Source organism: Kitasatospora atroaurantiaca, from assembly GCF_007828955.1.
Classification (GTDB): domain Bacteria; phylum Actinomycetota; class Actinomycetes; order Streptomycetales; family Streptomycetaceae; genus Kitasatospora; species Kitasatospora atroaurantiaca.
Window position 1 is genome coordinate 464,744 of record NZ_VIVR01000001.1, and the last position, 15,932, is coordinate 480,675.

Below are 15,932 nucleotides of genomic sequence, written 5' to 3' on the forward strand. Positions count from 1 at the left end.
ATGGCGGAACCGATCACCGTCGACCCGTCCCCCATCCACGACGCGCTGCCCGGCGAGCGCCTGGAACTGGTCGCCCGGACCGCGCTGCGCCGCCGGGTCCGCCTCGTCGACGGCGAGGTCGAGTCGGTGAGCGACTCCCTCACCGCCACCGCGATGGTGCGCAGCTCGCTGGACGGCTCGGTGGGGTACGCGACCACCAGCCGCACCGATCCGGCCGCGCTCGCCGAAGCCGTCCGGATCGCCCGGCGGCTGCGCTCACCCGGCGAGCTGCGGCACTGGGACGGACCGGCCCCGCAGCCTCCCGGCGACGACGCGATCCGCGCGCCGTGGGCGGAGCTGGTCTCGGTCGGCACCACGGAGTCGGTGGCCCGGCTGCGCGATCTGGCCGCCTCGGCGTCCCGGCCCGGCGTGGTCAAGGCGCAGGCCACCTGGGACCACGTCGCACAGCGGGTGACGGTCGCCGCCTCCGACGGGCGGGTCGTCGAGTACCGCCACCCGGAGGCCACCCTGGCGCTGACCGTGGCCGCGGCCGACGGCAGCGGGCGGTCCACCGGCACCGGCGGGCGCACCGCCCGCTGCGTGGGCGAGATCTCCTCGGCCGAGATCGCGGACGAGGCCCTCGAGGAGGCCCTGCGCCGGCTGCCGTCGGCCCGCCGGGCGGCCGGCCCGGCACCGGCCACCGTCGACCTGGTCATCGCTCCCCGGGCGGCGGCCCGGCTGCTCGCGCAGATCGCGGCGGTCTTCTACGGTGACCGCCCCGACCTGGACCGGACCGGCCTGCGGGCCCCGGGCGCCCGGGTGCTGGCACCGGGGCTGAGCCTGATCGACGACGGGGCCGGCCCGGCCGGTCTGAGCCCGACCCCGTGCGACGACGAGGGCACGGCCGCCCACCGCACCGTCCTGGTCGACGACGGCCTGCTCGGCTCGCTGCTCCACGACCGCAGCTCCCCCGGGCCGGGCGAGGGCAGCACCGGCCACGGCTGGATGGTCCCGTCCGGTTCCGGGGTGGGCGCGGGGATCGCGGTGGCGGGCTCGGTGCTCGCCCTCCACGGGCCGGTCCACCCGCTCGACCGGCTCCTCGGCGGCGCGGGCCCGGTGCTCCACGTCACCCGGATCGACGACGGCAGCGGCCGTGCACTGGACGCCGCGCACAACTCGATCAGGCTGGCGATGTCCGGCTGGCTGCTCCGCGACGGAGTGCCCCTCGCACCCGTGGCCGGGGCCGCCGTCGGCATGAAGCTCGACGCCTTCCTGGCCCGGATCGCCGGCACCTCGGACGTCCGGCAGAACTACCGCACAGCGGCCGGCTCCACCCTGCGCAAGGGCCCCGCCGTCCACTCCACCCACCTGTGGGTCCGCGACACACCCGTCACCTTCCGGGAGGACATGTGAACACGGCCTTATCCGGGGAACGTCCCACCGACCACCCGACCGAGGAGGTCCTGGCCACCGCACGGGAGGCCGCCGCCCGCTGCGAGGCGGAGGCCCCGGTCGGCCTCGCGGTGGTCTCGGGCAGCCTGGCCATGGGGCTCGGGCACGCGCTCTCCGACCTGGACCTGTACATCGCGCGGGCGGACGGCTCCGCAGCCCCCGGCCGGACCTTCTCGATCGGCTCCCGTACCGTCCAGGTCACCCCGCTGGACACCGCGAAACTCCGTCAACTGGTGGACCACGCGGCCGGCTTCCGGGTGGAGTCCAAGGACCGCTCCCAGCTCTCGCTGTCCATGTCGGACGGCAAGCTGCTGCTGCGGCTGGCCAACGGCACACTGCTCGGCGCCGACCCCGCGCACCGGGCCCTGTTCGACGCCCTGGACCGCGAGACGGTACGGAAGCTGGCGATCCTGCGGCACGCCTGCTTCGCGGTCGAGCTGCAGGAGGACGTCCACGGGGCCATCACCTCCGGCGACCTGGTCACCGCCATGGCCTCCTCGCACCGCGCCCTGCTGCACGCCCTGGAGAGCGGGATCGGCGGGGTCGGCGAGGTGTACGACCACGAGAAGGTCGCCCTGCGCAGGCTCGGCCGGCACCCCGGCACCGCCCATCTGCTGGACTCCGCCTGGGCGCTGCTCAACTGCGGTCTGGCGCTGGACGCACCGCCGGAGGAACTCGCGGCCGTCGCCCGCCGACGGGCACTGCTGACCTCCCACCTGATCGGGTACGCGGTGCTGCTCGGCTGGGACGCGCCGGCCGCCGCGCTGCCGCCGTTCCGGGTCGGGCAGGACGGGCCGCTGCGCCGGTACGACTACGGCCTGCTGCGCTTCGCCAACGGCATCGCGCTCACCGGCCGGGACCACGGCGCCCGGGTCACCGAGCCGATGGCCCGGCTGTGGCTGGCCCTGGACGGCCGGCCGCTCCGGGAGCTCGCCTCCTCGCCGGCCCTGGAGGGCCTCTCCGTACCCCCGGACACGCTGCGCGCCGCGCTGCGCAAGCTCTCCGACATCGGTGCGGCGGACGTCCCTGCGGCAGCCCGCTGACCCGCCGCCGCACACCCCCATGACCCGCCCGCGGCGAACCCGTCGCGGCGCACCGCACGTACCCGGGAGGAGGTGGACGACATGGACGACTTCGACATCGAGCAGGACGAGGACATGGCCGCTGAGCCCTCCCCGCTGTAGCCCGCCCTGCACGCTCTCCCGCAGGTCGGCGCACATGGGAGGAGGTGAACAATGTGGACGACTTCGACATCGAGCAGGACGAGGACATGGCCGCCGAGCCGTCCCCGCTGTAGCCCGCCCTGCGCGTCTCGCAGGTCGGCGCGTACGGGAGGAGGTGGACGACATGGAGGACTTCGACATCGAGCAGGACGAGGACATGGCCGCTGAGACCGCCTGACGGCAGCCGCCATGACGAGTCGGCCACCCGGCGGGACGCCGTCGGGTGGCCGACCTTGCCGGGCAGGAATCAGGTGCTGAGGAGCGCCTCTTTCGGTGTTCCCGACGACCTGCTCGGTGCGCTCAGCGCAGTTCCAGGCCGAGTTCCTTCTCCAGCACGGTCGCCTGTTCGGGCGTGGCGAAAACGTAGTAGCTGTCGTAGTTGCTGTCCCTGAGGCGCACGAAGTCAACCAGGTGGAACCGGCGCGTGTCGTCGCCGGGGTCGGGATCGACGTGGCCGATGAACTCCGCGATCGCCAGGTGGTCGAGGTACTCGTCCGACTGGTGCTCGGTCTGCTGGGTCACCAGGACGCCGTTGCGGGCGAACTCCAGGACCTCGCCGTCCTCCTCGTCCTCACGCAGCCGGACGTCGGTGATGGTGACCGCGCCGTCGGTGAGGGCCGCGGCCCGCTCCAGAATGCCCTCGTAGCTCTCCTCCAGATAGTCGACATCGTCCCCGTGGGCCGAGACTGCCACACCGAACTCCTCGAGCGCGCCGGGCACTTCATGGGGTGTCAGCTCATTGTGTGCGAACTCGGCGTACTCCGCGAGGACGCTGTCGACCTTCTCCCGCGGCACCATGCCCATCCGCTTCAGCAGCGCCCCCACGTGTGCGTACGAGGACGGCCTGAACCAGAACAGCACGTCCCCCAGCCTGTCCTCCCGCCTGCCGTCCACCTCCTCCTCGAGGAGCAGCTCACGCAGGCACCCCAGCGGAATCGCCGCGCCCCCGAGCCGCTTGTCCGGCTGATCCACGAACGGCACCTCGGTCCACACGCTCTCCCGCGACCCCGGGGCTCCGGGCTCGGCGTCGGGATCGAACGGGATGTACTGCCACACCGCCCCCTTGTTCCGCCGGATCACCTCGCCCATGTACCAGCAGGCGCCCTGCACGAACGGCTCGTCCCGCGAGGCGTCGAATTCCTCCACCGTGGCGAACCGCCGCCTCATGACGGCTTCCAGCCAGTCCAACGTGTCGGGGTGGAAATTCCACCTCCATGCTCCTTCGAACGCGTCGGCGGCCCAGGCGGGGAGCGCCTCCCTCCGCTCGGCCAGCCACGCCGTCAGCGCCGGATCCTCCGGCAGCCGCACCCCGGGGTCCACGTGCGGAGTGTGCTCCTTGACCGGCTCCCACCCCGGCACCGCGTGCTGCCGCGCCGTCACGGCCTGCCGCAGCCGCTCGATCTCCTCGGCGAACGCGCTCCCGGTGCGGACTCGAAGGGCGTACGAGATCAGTAACATCGGTGCGACGGGCGAGAGTTCCAGTTCCGCGTCCGGCCAGACGACAGGCTGGCCCGGGAGATCGCCGACCGGCCGAGTGTTCCAGCCCCAAGCGCCGCCCGCGATGCCGAGCAGGACTTCGCCGAGATAGGCCATCGCACTCTCCACGAACTCCGTCCGCTCCTCGGGGGCGGAGTCGTACTGCTCCAGCAGACGCGCCTCCAGAGCGTCCAGCGACTTGGCGGAGTAGTCGAAGGGGACATCCGCGGGACGGAGGACCTTCTCCAGGAGCAGCAGCTGATACGGCAGATCGCCGATCCACTGCTGAAGCAGGTGCTGCGGGGAGGTTTCTGGCTGTGTGTCAGGGACCATGCGGACACTGTAGGAGCGCACCCTGACAACGTCCGTCTCGGATTTCCGCTTCTCGGTGACATCGCGATCCGCGCCGAGGCGTTCGCGGTCGCTCCTGACCGGAGCGCCCAGGGTCACGGCTGCCGCAGCCACTCCTCGAGCGCCTCGCGGGTCGGAAACCAGCCGGTCGGGAAGTCGGCCCCCGGCTCGGGCGCCGGCTCGCCGGGCGAGGGCGCCGACGCGGGCAGGAGGAACGCGAACTTCTCGATCCCCGAGGCGTTGTACCGCGGGATGATCTCGCGCTGCCGCCACCGCGCGGTGTCGGCATCGGGCGAGAACGCGAACCGGGTCACGTCGATCACCACGTGCCGTGGCCGGTGCTCCTCCGAGAGCGCGGCCAGACGCTCCAGGCTGCGCCGGAAGTCCTGGTCGGCCATCCCCTCCGTGGACTCGAACCACTCGAGCTCGAGCCTGCCGGCGGCGGGATCATGGGTGATCCGACCGAAGTCGTCCCGGTCGAGTTCAGTTGTCATGCCCGTCCTCACGTCGACTCGGAATCCACTGGTGACGCTCCCACACCAGCGCACCACGGACCGCGAAGGCTCACGCATCGATCACCCGAACGCCCGTAGCCACCACCCGGACGCGCTGGGCCGTCGACGGCTTCGGCCCCTCGCCCGTGCACCGGGCGAGGGGCGCTCTCTGCTGCGGACCGGGGAGTCAGTGCTTGAGATGGAAGGTCAGCAGGTCAGCAGGCTGACCCTGGACGGACCCGCCCGGAGTGACGGACACCTGGCCGCCGGCGCCGCTGTAGCGGCCGGTGCCCCCGGTGACGGCGAAGGTCGACTCCGTGGCGATGTGCTCGAACAACTCGGCCCCGGAGAACACCAGGTTGCCCTCCGCGAGGCGGACCGTGCAGTCGAGCATGTAGCTGCCCTCCTGGAAGACCTGGACCCGGGTGATCGCATCGCCGATCACCTGCCCGTCAGCGTCGACGGCCGGCTCCTGGAACAGCAGGACGTCGCCGGGCTGGGGATTGGCTCCGTTACCGACGAACGGATCCCGCTCGAGCAGCAGGACCCGTACGGTCTGCTCCTTGTGCCCGGGCCCGCCGGCTGCGGCGGGGGTGGCGACGCCCACCCCGACGAACAGCATGGTGAGCACGGCTCCGATCGTCAGCGCGAGGCTGCGCAGCCGACCCGGTTGAGTACGGTCCATGTGCGACTTCCCTCCGGCCCTCGTCATCGAGGAATGCGGTGACCCGGACTCCTTCCGGACACGAACACACTGTGACCGCGTTGGTCTGACGACTGGTTTCCGGACACGCCACCACTGCGACCATTCACCCGCATGTCCGGCAGCCGTGCGCCCGGATCCGACGGCCGTCGCCGGCCCAACCGGTCGGCGCCACGGTGCTGCCGGGTCAGGCCGTGAGGAGCGGGGTGGCGATGTCGCGGGCGAAGTCGGCGAAGGCCCTGGGCTCACGACCGGTCAGTTCACGGAAGGTCTCGGTGGTGTGGGCGTTCACGCCCTCTCGGATGGACCGGAAGACCGCGACGATCTGCTCGGCCAGCCACTGCGGCATTCCGGTCTGGGCCATGCCGGCAAGCGCCGCCTCGTCGGGTACGTCGACGAACTCGATCGCACGTCCTGTGGCGGTGGACAGCTCCTCGGCGACCTCTTCGTGCGTGATCGCCCTGGGCCCGGTGATCAGATAGGTCTGCCCGTCGTGCCCGTCCACCGTGAGGACGGTGGCCGCGGCAGCGGCCACGTCGCGCGGGTCGATCATGGCCATGCGCGCCTCTCCGGTGGGCACGAAGAACTGCCCGGTCTGTGCGATGGTCTGCGCCGAGCCGAGGATGTTCGACATCAGGTAGCCGGCGCGCAGGATCACGGCCGGGACGCCGGAGTCACGCAGGTGCTGCTCGATGCGGCCGTGCTGGTCGGCGAAGGCCGCCGACGCGCCGACCTCGGCCCCGACCGTGGACAGCATGACGATCCGCCGCACACCCTCGGCAACGGCGGCATCGATGACGTTCGTCTCGTACTCGACCTGGCGCAGGTCGTTGCCGCACATCAGAAAGACCCGGTCGGCCCCGGAGAGGGCTCGCCGGATCGAGTCCGGTTCGGCGAAGTCTCCTACCGCGACCTCGACCTCACTGCCGAGGACTGCGGCGGCCCGACCCCGATCCCGCGCGAACGCGCGGACGGGGATCCCTCGACCTCGAAGCTCGCCGACCACTTTCGATCCGATGTTCCCGGTCGCCCCGGTCACCAGGACTGTCCTCATCGCCTGTCACTCCTCGGGAGGGCCACCAGCGTTGGCTGTGATGCCATGACGGCAGGTCAGGCCGGGGTGTTTTCCATCCAGTGGTCGGGGCCGGGGTCGCCGCCCTCGGCCCGGACGGTGAGCCGGTCGATGTAGTGGGTCCAGCCCTCCTTGTGGGGGGCGCGGGCCTCCGGGGGGAGGTCGTGGTGGACCAGGCGGAGCAGGGTGCCCTCCGCGTCGGGTTCGAGGGTGATCTCGACGGTGGTGGAGCCGGGCGGGACGGGCATGCCGCCGGTCTCCCAGCCCCAGGTGAAGACCACCCGCTTGGGCGGGTCGACCTCGAGGAAGCGGCCCGATGCGTGGTTGTCGCCGGTGACGTTGGTCCGGTAAGCACCGCCCGGCTCGAAGGAGAACTCACCGTCCTTGCCCATCCAGGACAGCCAGCGCTCGCGATCGGTGAAGAAGGAGAACACCGTCTCGGGGCGGGCGGCGATCCGCCGCTCGACGGTCACCAGTTGAGCGGTCATCAGGTTGGCCTCTTCTCCTGTGCTGCGCGTTCGGCCTGTTCGGCGAGGTCGGCCAGGGTGTCGAGCCTGGTGGCCCACATGGCCTGCAGGTAGTCCGCCAGCGGGCCCATGGCCGTCCGGTTCGCCCGGTAGTAGCGCTTGCGGCCTTCTTGGCGCAGCGTAACCAGCCCGGCGTCCCGGAGCACCTTGAGGTGCTGGGAGACGGCGCCGAAGGTGACGTCGAACCGCTCGGCGATCTCGCCCGCGGACAGCTCGGTGTCCCAGACCAGCCGCAGGATCTCGCGCCGCCTGGGCTCGGCAACCGCTTGCACCGCTTCCATGCCCCTCATTTTAGTCATGGCTTGAACTTGCCTTCATGGCGGCTGTCGTTTTAGTGTCGACTAAAGCAACGAGAAAGGAGCACTGTCATGGCCGACATCGCGATGCAGCTGCACATCGAGGCCGACGCGGACACCCTGTACGCGGCGATCTCCACCACCGAGGGCATCCGGAGCTGGTTCACCACGACCGCCACCGCGGGCGAGGGAGTGGACGCCCTGCACGAGCTGTCGTTCCCCGGCGTCCCGGAGCCCTGGCGGCTGCGCGTCACCGAGGCGGAGTCCGGCAAGCGGCTCGTCCTGGCGGGTGAGAACGGCCCCTGGGCCGGCACAGAGCAGACCTACGAGCTGCTGCCCCAGCCCGAAGGCGGCACCGTCCTGCGCTTCACCCACGGCGGATTCCCGGCCGTCGACGACGGCTACCGCAACTTCACGTACGGCTGGGCGACGAAGTTCGTGCAGCTCAAGGCCTACGCCGAGACCGGCAAGCCATCCCCGTTCTTCACCGACTGACCCCGCGACCCACGCACCCACCGACCCAGGAGCCCCTCATGCACAGCGCCATCCAGGAATTCGCCGCCGCGTTCGCCGAGACCGCCTCGGCCGTACGGACCGACCAGCTCTCCGAGCGCACACCTTGCGACAAGTTCAGCGTCGCCGAGCTCCTCGCCCACCTCGGTGAGGTCCTGCCCTCCTCCGAACGGGCGGCCCGCAAGCAGCCGCAGACCTCCGCCGGCTCCGTCACCGCCCCGGACGAGGTCGCCCAGTCCGCCCGCCGGGCCGCCGCAGCCTGGGGCGAGGCCGACGCGTACGAAGGCACCACCGAGTTCGGCCCCGGCGAGATGCCCGCCGAGTTCGCGGCCGCCATCACCCTCCAGGAGCTCGCCCTGCACGGCTGGGACCTCGCCCGCGCCACCGGCCGGCCGTTCACGGTCGGCGACGACGCGTCGAAGGTCGCCCTCGCCGTGGTCGAGCAGCTCGCGGACAACGCCCGCGCCAACGGCGCCTACGGCCCGGCCGTCGCCGTACCGGCCGACGCGAGCGCCTTCCACCGCGCGCTCGCCCTCAGCGGTCGCAATCCTGGATGGGGCGCCTGATCGGCCCCGTGAGGGCGACGGCAACGGAGCACGAGGCAGCGGCATGACGATCGACGAGACGGCTGAACGACTGATCCCGCTCCCGCCCGACCAGGTGGCCGGCTACGCCATGGACTGGCGTCACGACCCCGACTGGACCCAGGGCATCCGCGAAGCGCGGCTGACCCGGGAAGCCGACAAGGGCGGGTTCGGCGTCGGGGCCGAGGTGACCCGGACGGCGTACTTCCTCGGCAAGCGCATCGACTACGTGCTCCGCGTTGCGGAGCACGTACCCCTCAGGCTGCTGGACATGGTCTCCGTGGCCGGTCCGATGCCCATGCACGTCACCTACACCTTCGCCCCGCACGCGCGCGGCACCCTGGCGCGCATTCGCGTGCAGGGCGACGCCAGGGGCTACTACCGCCTGGCTGCGCCGGTCATGGCGCGCAAAGTCCGCTCGTCCATCACCAAGGACCTACGCGATCTCGAACGCATTCTCACCCCGGCGCGATAACCGGCGATCCCCACCCCCGCATCACCCTCAGCACAAGGAGCACGACGATGTCCGAGATCGCCTTCCAGGTAGAGATCGCCGACGACCGCAGGACCGTCCACCAAGCCCCCTGAACACGCACGACGAAACCAGCGAGCCGCAGCCGCTGTCCACGCTCTGAGGGACCGTCATGGCAATCGACGAAGGCCTCGCCCAGCGGATCCGCGAGAGGCTGGGCGATGTCCCCGGCATCACCGAGAAGCGCATGTTCGGAGGCCTGGCCTTCCTCCTGAACGGCAACATGGCCGTCGGCGTGCACGGCGACGAACTCATCGTCCGCCTCCGCCCCGACGACACCGACTCGGCCCTGGCCCGCCCAGGCGTCCGGATCTTCGACTTGACCGGACGTCCGATGCGCGGCTGGATCCTCGTCGAGCCATCCGCCCTCGCCGAGGACGCGGCCCTCGCCGACTGGATCGACCAAGGCCGCACCTTCGCAGCAACCCTGCCGCCCAAGTAGCGACTCCAGGGAGCGTGAGCCTTGTCCCGTCCGCCGACGAGGCTCTCGCCCTCGACACCCGTCCCCCGCTCCCGCTCCCGCTCCCGCTCCCGCTCCCGCTCCCGCTCCCAGGATCACCAGAACGGCCGCCGGTCTCCGGCACACACGCCGGCCTCGGGCCCGTGATCACCAGGCCGCCGCCCTGGCCGCCGTTCGTGCTGCGGTCAGGTGCGGATGCGTCGGTCGGGCAAGAGGTCGGCCAGGACGTCGTCGGCTTCTACCCGTCGCCGAGCTCGGCGCGCACACCGAGCAGCCGTACCGGGCGGCTGAGCTCGAACCGCTCCAGCACCGCCAGTGCCGCGTGGGTGATCTCGCCCGGGTCGAAGGTCGGCGTCGACAGCGTGATGCTGCGGGTTTGAGTGGTGAACGGCGCGAAGCGGACCTTCACCGCGACCCGGGTGGCCGGGCGGCCCTCGGTTGCCACATCCTGTGCCACACGCCCGGCCAGCGCGGCGACGTGCTGATCGATCTCCGACCGCTCGACCAGGTCGTGTTGGAAGGTGGTCTCCCGGCTGTGCGAGCGCGGGACGTGCGGGGCGGCCGTGACCTCGGTGTCCCCGACACCGAGTGCGAGCATCCGGTACCACGGTCCCATGACCGGGCCGAATCGCTCGGCAAGCTCGTCGGGGTCGGCCCCGGCCAGCTCGGCGACCGTTCGGAGGCCGGCCTCGGCCAGCTTCCTCGCCGTCCTGGTACCGATACCCCAGAGCGCGTCGGTCGGACGCCCGGCCATGACGGCCACCCAGTTCTCCCGGGTGAGCCGGAAACTGTGCCGATCGGCGGCTCCGCCGCGGACCGGCGGCTTGGCAAAGCCCGTGGCCAGCTTGGCACGCAGCTTGTTGTCCCCGATGCCCACGGAGCACCACAGCCCCGTCGCGTCCTGCACCGCCTCCCGGATCTCGGCGGCCAGTGCCTCCGGATCGTCGGTGTGCGCCCCGACGAAGGCCTCATCCCAGCCGAGGACCTCCACGACGACCGGAAACCGGCGCAGCGCTGCCATGAACCGATCGGAGGCCTCCTGGTAGGCCGGCGGGTCCGTGGGCAGGAACACCGCCTCCGGGCAGCGCCTGGCCGCCAGACGCAACGGCATGCCGGACCGGATGCCGAACGCGCGCGCCTCGTAGGAGGCCGTGGCCACCACCCCCCGCTGGGTCGGGTCACCGGTGCCGCCGACCACCACCGGCCGACCACGCAGCTCCGGGCGGCGAGCCACCTCGACCGCGGCGACGAACTGGTCGAGGTCCACGTGGAGCACCCACTGCATGGACACAAGATCCAGTATGCGCGCCAGCACGGCGCGGCGAGAGTTCTGGACCGCCGGTCGGTGTCGTCGGGGCCGAGCGGAGCCTGACGGACCCGCGTTCACGGCCCGAGGAGCGAGGACTCCTACGTGCGATACCGAGAGTGGCCGTGATCTCACATCTCGCTGTCTGCCGACCGATGATGATGACCCGTTCGGACGACTGTGTGGTGCCGGTCATGGGCAGCGCCCGTGGTAGACAAAACGGGGCAAACGAGACCCCCGGTGAAAGAGAGTCCCCGCATGCGTCCTTCGCGCAAGCTCGTGGCCGTCGCGAGCCTGGCAGCACTCCTGGCCGTCGGAGCCCCGGCCACCGCCTCGGCCTCCATCCCCGGCTCCGAACTGCACACCTACCGGGTGACCTTGGAGAACCTGACGCACGGGCAGCCCTTCTCGCCGCCCGTCGCCGCCACCACCCGGCAAGGTGGCCCGCACATGTTCCAGGTCGGGCGCCCGGCGTCCGGAGAGCTCGAACAGATCGCGGAGGACGGCAACGAGGTACCGATGTTCCACCTGTTCAACGGCGCAACCGGGGTGACGCAGGCGGTCGACGTCGCACGCCCGCTGACTCCCCGGGGCACCAACAAGGGCGGCTTCGACGACCACGTCACCTTCACCATCAAGGCCCGCCACGGGGACCGCCTGTCCCTGGCGGCCATGCTGATCTGCACGAACGACGGCTTCCTCGGCCTGGACCACGTCCGCCTCCCGCACAAGGGCCACCCGTCCGAGTTCCTGCTCAAGGGCTACGACGCCGGCACCGAGCTCAACACCGAGCGCAGCGGGGACATCGTCGACCCGTGCAGCGGGCTGGGCCCGGTCCAGCTCGCCGGCGACCCGAACGGCAACATCGACGATGCCGTGGACGAGACGCCCCACCAGCGGATCCACCTGCACCCCGGCATCCAGGGCAACGGCGACCTCTGCCCGGACCTGCACGGCTGGGAGAACCCGGTCGCCAAGGTGACCGTGGAGGAGATCGAAGACTGAGTCATGGTCAGCGGCCCGCTGCGAGCACCGGCGGCCTGGTGGTGCGCCCTCGCGCTGCTCGTCGCCGGTGCCGGCGTCTTCACGGCGGCGGACTCCCCCAGGGACGCGCGTCCGACCTCCTGGCCGGACCGCGCGGGGGCCGTCCGGTGCCGCGATCGCCCGGCTGGACGCCGCGGGAGTCCCGATGTACGACCGCGCGAGCCACAGGCCTGCGCGGCGCCGTGGGGTTTCATCGCCATCGCCAGCACACGGTGTACCCGAAGGCCGGGTAGTCGGCGGACCGCCAGTAGGTCGAGCCGTCGTGGCCGCAGAACGCGGGGGCGTTGGGGGTGCTGGTGCGTCCGGTGACGTAGACGTTCGAGGCGTTGCAGCTGCCGACGTTGGTGAAGGTCGAACCCGACTTGGACAGGCACTCCTTGACGGTGGCGTAGCCGGCGTCGTCGGGGTAGTTCATGGAGAGGCAGAGCAGGACGTCGAGACGGGAGTCGGCGGCGACGGAGAAGTGTCGCCAGTAGTTGTAGTGCGGCCAAGGGTCGCACTTCGATTTGTCGGAGGTCCCGCGGTAGGCGGCAAGGACCTTGAAATTCCCCGTCTGGCAGGCTTGTTTTCCCCACGCGGACCCGCCTGGGGCGCCGAACACGCAGTCGCCCTGGCCGGCATGGTAGGCGGTTCCTCCCGGGCTCTGGTAGCTGAGGCACAGGACGAGGTCGTGGCGGCTGGACGACACACTCCTGTCGCTGTCCGGGACGTTGTCGCAGCTGTCCAGGTCGGTCGTAGCGGTGTTGATCCGCACGACCTTGAACGCCCCTGATGTGCAGCTGGTGGTGGACAGGTCGGCGTGGCCGTTCGTGCCCTTGTCGTCGAAACAGTCGCCGACGTGCGCGGTGCCGATCGCGTCGGTCGGCGTCGGTGGGGCGGAGGTGGTCCGGACCGGGTCGGGGGTGGTCTCCCAGCGGGTCCGGGTCGGCGTGGGAGTCGTGCGCGTGTCGAGCGGGTGGGGGGTGTAGCGGGCTGTCTGCCGGCTGCCGCCGACCGTGCTCCCGGAGGTGTCGGTCCGCAGGGAATGCTGGTTGTTGACGACCAGCAGGATGAGGACCACAACGGCGGCGAGCGCACCGAGCACACCGCCGGCCTGGGCGGCGGGGGACTTCGGCGCCGGCGGTGTCGTTCCGTGGGGCCGGCCGGTGGCGGGACGGGTGGGTGGCGCCGCCGGTGTCGCTGCCCCCGGGGTCCTCCTGCGCTTGCGCGCAGGCTTGGCCGGGGCGGTGGCCGCGGCCGAGGTCAGCTGTTCGGCCCACGCGGCGGGGGTCGGCCGCCGTGCCGGGTCGGGGTCGAGGGAGGCGCGGGCCAGGTCACCGAGCGCCGGACTCGTCGCGGCGAGGGCGGTGGGGTCGGTCGACGTCTGGTTGCGGGCGAAGAGCCGGACCGCCAGCAGACCGAGCTTGTAGACGTCGCTCGTCGGGGTCGCCCGCTCCTCGCCCGCGGGTACCTGCCAGTCGGGAGTCTCGGCCTGCGGCAGCGCCGTGGCGCCGCGAAGGCGCATGGCGTCGCAGTCGATGAGGAAGCACTCGGGCTGCGGCGAGGCGCTGAAGAGCAGATTCCTCGGTGACAGGTCGCCGACCGCGATGCCGAGCCGGTGGAGCCGGGCGAGGGTCGCGGCCAGGTCGGCCAGCAGGAGCAGCCGGTCCTTGTCGCTGACGGTCAGACCGATCCCGGCGATGTAGGTGTCGTCGTTGAGCAGGTACTCCATGTTGGCGAGCCGCCGCGGGCCCCCGTTCGCCCCGGTCAGTGTCCGGAGGCTGAACTGGAAGCGGTCGGGCACGGCGCGCATGAGGAACCCGCAGGTCCGGCCCTGGCGCTGGACCACGGCGGCGGGCCACGCGGTCTTCTCGCTCAGCCAGCGCCCGTCGGCGCCGCTCAGCTCGCCGAGCAGGGCCGCGCTGGAGGCGAGGGCCGCTTCGTCCAGGTGCGGCAGGACGTTGGCGCTGTACTCCTTGTAGACGACCTCCCAACCGCCGCCGGCCGACTCGTTGATCCGTTTGTTGAGTACCTGGTGGACGGATCCCTGGCCGCCCTGGCCGAGTTGGCGGCCCAGGGCCAGCGAACCGTGATCGACGGTGGGTGTGACGGGGCCCGTGGGGTCGGGGCTCATCGCGGACCCGCCTCCCCCCGGGGCCAGACCGCCAACAGGGTGCGGTCGTCGTCGAAGGTCTCCCGGGAGAAGTCCAGGACGTGGGCGAGCCACAGCGGTGGTGGCGCCGTGGTGAGGTGGCGGGCGAACAACGCGCCGACCTGTCCGTCGCCGTCGCCGAGCGGGTCCCCGAAGCCGTCGGTGCCGACGAGGAGGGCCAAGGGGGTGACGAGCCGGGCAGCAGTCTGTTCGAGCTGCGCGGGCACCCGGGGCAGCGGCGACACCTCGTTCGACACCAGCGTGGTGTCGCCGCCGGTCTTCGAGTCGAACAGGGGCCGGTACCGACCGGAGGAACGGTCCAGGAGCCAGGCCCCCGAGTCCCCTATCCGGAAGAGCTCGACGACGGGACCGCCCGGATCCGGGCGGACGGCGCCGGCCACCAGCGTGGTCGCGTAGAGGGCGGCCACGTCGGCCGGCTGCGGTTCTCGGCCGCCCATTCGCCACTGCGCGAGCTGTCGCAGCCGTTCGGCGGCGTGGCCCGCGACGTCGCGGAAGTCCAGCGGCCCGGGCCCCTGCGAAAGCTGATCAAGCATGCGCTCCAGGACGGCACGGCACGCCTCGACGGCTCCGACTTCGGATTCGGCGGCGCTGGAGACGCCGTCGGCGACCGCGAAGACGACGCTTCCGGTGGGTTCGTGTACGGCGGCCCGGGCGGAGTCCTGGCGCGGCTGGCGGTAGTAGCGGTGCTTGGCGCCGCGCACCGAGGCGAAGCGCAGAGTCAGCTCGCGAGTCGACCATCCGTCACAGATCGTGTCGGGGAAGTCGTAGGCATACCGCCCGGGTGGCGTCGGTTCGAAGTCCGGACCGGGCACGTCCACCGTGATCCGCCGCCAGGGTTCCGACGCAGGCCCGGACGGCGACGCGTACGGCGACGCGTACGGGGCCATGAGTGGTGCCGGCGGGACGGTTGGCAGCGGCGGCGCGGCGGTCGTGGTCGTCGGACGGACCGGGCCGTCCGGGAGTTGCGGCGTCACAGCCCGACCTCGTCGATTGCCATGGTGAACTGGTCCGGACGGTTGACGACCAGCTGCGGGTTGGCCGAGTTCAGCGCGTCTCCCGAGGCCACCAGGCTCGCGGTGAGCGCGTTGAAGAACTCGGAGATCGCCTGTCCGATGTCGGTCCCGGGCTTGGCGACGAACGCGAACTCGGGGCGGGTCGCCACCTCGACCATGGTCCGGGCCTGGGCATCGCCGAGGCCGCAGGCGATGATGTTCGGCGCGGTCGGGTTCCGCTTCTTGTCGGTCAGGGCGGCATGCGGCTGCCGCCAGGCCTCCCCGTCGGTGGGCTGGCCGTCGCTGAGGAAGAAGACCACGGGGCGGTGCACCTTGTACCCCTCGCCGCGCAGCCACTGCACGTCGGAGGGGATGCGGTGCAGCAGGTCGTCGAAGACGGCGCGGTAGTTGGTCAGGCCGCGGATGACGATCTTCGGCAGCGTGGTCTCCGTACGCATGTCGGCCACGGCCAGCCGGACCTGCACGTCGTCGGAGAAACCCAGCACGGCCAACCGGAGTTTGGCCGCGACCATCGGCTCGGCACGGAGCCCCTCGCACAGGGAGACCACGCCGCCTTCGAGTTCGCGATGGTAGGGCCCCATCGATCCCGACTCGTCGGCCACCACATAGGCCGGCAGCAGCAGGCCCTTCGTCTCAGGCATGAGGATCTGTCTCCTTCGTTTCGTGCTCGCGAATGTTCTGTCCTGCTCGGTCGGACGGTGTTCGTGCCGTCGGCGGCCCGGCAGAGATCTCCAGGCCCCGACGGAGCCAGTCCG

17 protein-coding genes are annotated in these 15,932 nt (G+C 71.5%); 7 read left to right on the top strand and 10 right to left on the bottom strand.

Translation table 11 applies throughout. From position 1 onward, the window contains the following. Both FB465_RS02135 and FB465_RS02140 read left to right on the top strand, forming a co-directional pair. On the top strand, nucleotides 1-1,392 hold the full coding sequence (locus FB465_RS02135) for a metallopeptidase TldD-related protein (protein ID WP_145787081.1): 1,392 nt from the start codon (nucleotides 1-3) through the stop codon (nucleotides 1,390-1,392). Continuing rightward, nucleotides 1,389-2,474, top strand: a complete 1,086-nt coding sequence (locus tag FB465_RS02140) for a hypothetical protein (RefSeq protein WP_145787084.1) — start codon at nucleotides 1,389-1,391, stop codon at nucleotides 2,472-2,474. The genes FB465_RS02135 and FB465_RS02140 overlap by 4 nt, the downstream gene beginning before the upstream one ends. Nucleotides 2,475-2,954: 480 nt before the next feature. Here the strand turns inward: FB465_RS02140 and FB465_RS02145 are convergent, their stop codons facing one another. From FB465_RS02145 to FB465_RS02170, 6 genes are all read right to left on the bottom strand, one after another. Continuing rightward, entirely contained in the window at nucleotides 2,955-4,463 is a 1,509-nt protein-coding gene (locus FB465_RS02145; RefSeq protein ID WP_145787086.1) for a hypothetical protein, read from the bottom strand. Between the two features lie 113 nt (nucleotides 4,464-4,576). Next, the gene (locus FB465_RS02150; protein WP_145787089.1) at nucleotides 4,577-4,975 is read right to left on the bottom strand and encodes a hypothetical protein; all 399 of its coding nucleotides are present in this window, start codon (nucleotides 4,973-4,975) and stop codon (nucleotides 4,577-4,579) included. A gap of 187 nt (nucleotides 4,976-5,162) precedes the next feature. Next, nucleotides 5,163-5,660, bottom strand: coding sequence for a hypothetical protein (locus FB465_RS02155; protein WP_145787091.1), 498 nt, complete (start codon nucleotides 5,658-5,660; stop codon nucleotides 5,163-5,165). A 205-nt stretch (nucleotides 5,661-5,865) separates the two neighbouring features. Further along, on the bottom strand, nucleotides 5,866-6,732 hold the full coding sequence (locus FB465_RS02160; protein WP_145787094.1) for an SDR family oxidoreductase: 867 nt from the start codon (nucleotides 6,730-6,732) through the stop codon (nucleotides 5,866-5,868). 56 nt (nucleotides 6,733-6,788) lie between these two features. Then, the gene (locus FB465_RS02165) at nucleotides 6,789-7,238 is read right to left on the bottom strand and encodes an SRPBCC family protein (protein WP_145787096.1); all 450 of its coding nucleotides are present in this window, start codon (nucleotides 7,236-7,238) and stop codon (nucleotides 6,789-6,791) included. Continuing rightward, complete coding sequence (locus FB465_RS02170; RefSeq protein WP_145787097.1) at nucleotides 7,238-7,558, bottom strand: ArsR/SmtB family transcription factor; 321 nt, start codon at nucleotides 7,556-7,558, stop codon at nucleotides 7,238-7,240. The genes FB465_RS02165 and FB465_RS02170 overlap by 1 nt, the downstream gene beginning before the upstream one ends. A gap of 87 nt (nucleotides 7,559-7,645) precedes the next feature. Here FB465_RS02170 and FB465_RS02175 point away from each other — a divergent pair, with 87 nt between their 5' ends. The 4 genes from FB465_RS02175 (at nucleotide 7,646) to FB465_RS02190 (ending at nucleotide 9,644) form a co-directional block, all read left to right on the top strand. Further along, complete coding sequence (locus FB465_RS02175) at nucleotides 7,646-8,068, top strand: SRPBCC family protein (protein ID WP_145787100.1); 423 nt, start codon at nucleotides 7,646-7,648, stop codon at nucleotides 8,066-8,068. 38 nt (nucleotides 8,069-8,106) lie between these two features. Next, a complete protein-coding gene (locus FB465_RS02180; protein WP_145787102.1) occupies nucleotides 8,107-8,652 on the top strand; it encodes a TIGR03086 family metal-binding protein in 546 nt (181 codons plus the stop codon). Between the two features lie 43 nt (nucleotides 8,653-8,695). Then, nucleotides 8,696-9,145 (top strand): SRPBCC family protein, encoded by a 450-nt coding sequence (locus tag FB465_RS02185; protein ID WP_145787104.1) that lies wholly within the window; start codon nucleotides 8,696-8,698, stop codon nucleotides 9,143-9,145. Nucleotides 9,146-9,314: 169 nt separating this feature from the next. Beyond that, on the top strand, nucleotides 9,315-9,644 hold the full coding sequence (locus tag FB465_RS02190; protein WP_145787106.1) for a TfoX/Sxy family protein: 330 nt from the start codon (nucleotides 9,315-9,317) through the stop codon (nucleotides 9,642-9,644). A 256-nt stretch (nucleotides 9,645-9,900) separates the two neighbouring features. Here FB465_RS02190 and FB465_RS02195 read toward each other — a convergent pair whose 3' ends face one another. Beyond that, nucleotides 9,901-10,947, bottom strand: coding sequence for a DNA polymerase IV (locus FB465_RS02195; RefSeq protein ID WP_145797089.1), 1,047 nt, complete (start codon nucleotides 10,945-10,947; stop codon nucleotides 9,901-9,903). 279 nt (nucleotides 10,948-11,226) lie between these two features. Between FB465_RS02195 and FB465_RS02200 the strand changes: the two genes are divergently transcribed. Further along, nucleotides 11,227-11,973 carry a spondin domain-containing protein gene (locus FB465_RS02200; protein WP_145787108.1) on the top strand — a complete coding sequence of 249 codons (747 nt, stop codon included), beginning with the start codon at nucleotides 11,227-11,229 and terminating at the stop codon, nucleotides 11,971-11,973. A 229-nt stretch (nucleotides 11,974-12,202) separates the two neighbouring features. Here FB465_RS02200 and FB465_RS02205 read toward each other — a convergent pair whose 3' ends face one another. From FB465_RS02205 to FB465_RS02215, 3 genes are read right to left on the bottom strand one after another with little or no spacing between them, the layout of a single operon-like run. After that, nucleotides 12,203-14,125: an LppU/SCO3897 family protein gene (locus FB465_RS02205; protein ID WP_145787110.1), complete on the bottom strand. Its 1,923-nt coding sequence runs from the start codon at nucleotides 14,123-14,125 to the stop codon at nucleotides 12,203-12,205. Continuing rightward, nucleotides 14,122-15,138: a protein phosphatase 2C domain-containing protein gene (locus FB465_RS02210; RefSeq protein WP_145787112.1), complete on the bottom strand. Its 1,017-nt coding sequence runs from the start codon at nucleotides 15,136-15,138 to the stop codon at nucleotides 14,122-14,124. The genes FB465_RS02205 and FB465_RS02210 overlap by 4 nt, the downstream gene beginning before the upstream one ends. Continuing rightward, nucleotides 15,135-15,818, bottom strand: coding sequence for a vWA domain-containing protein (locus FB465_RS02215; RefSeq protein ID WP_145787114.1), 684 nt, complete (start codon nucleotides 15,816-15,818; stop codon nucleotides 15,135-15,137). The genes FB465_RS02210 and FB465_RS02215 overlap by 4 nt, the downstream gene beginning before the upstream one ends. Between the last annotated feature and the right edge of the window lie 114 nt (nucleotides 15,819-15,932).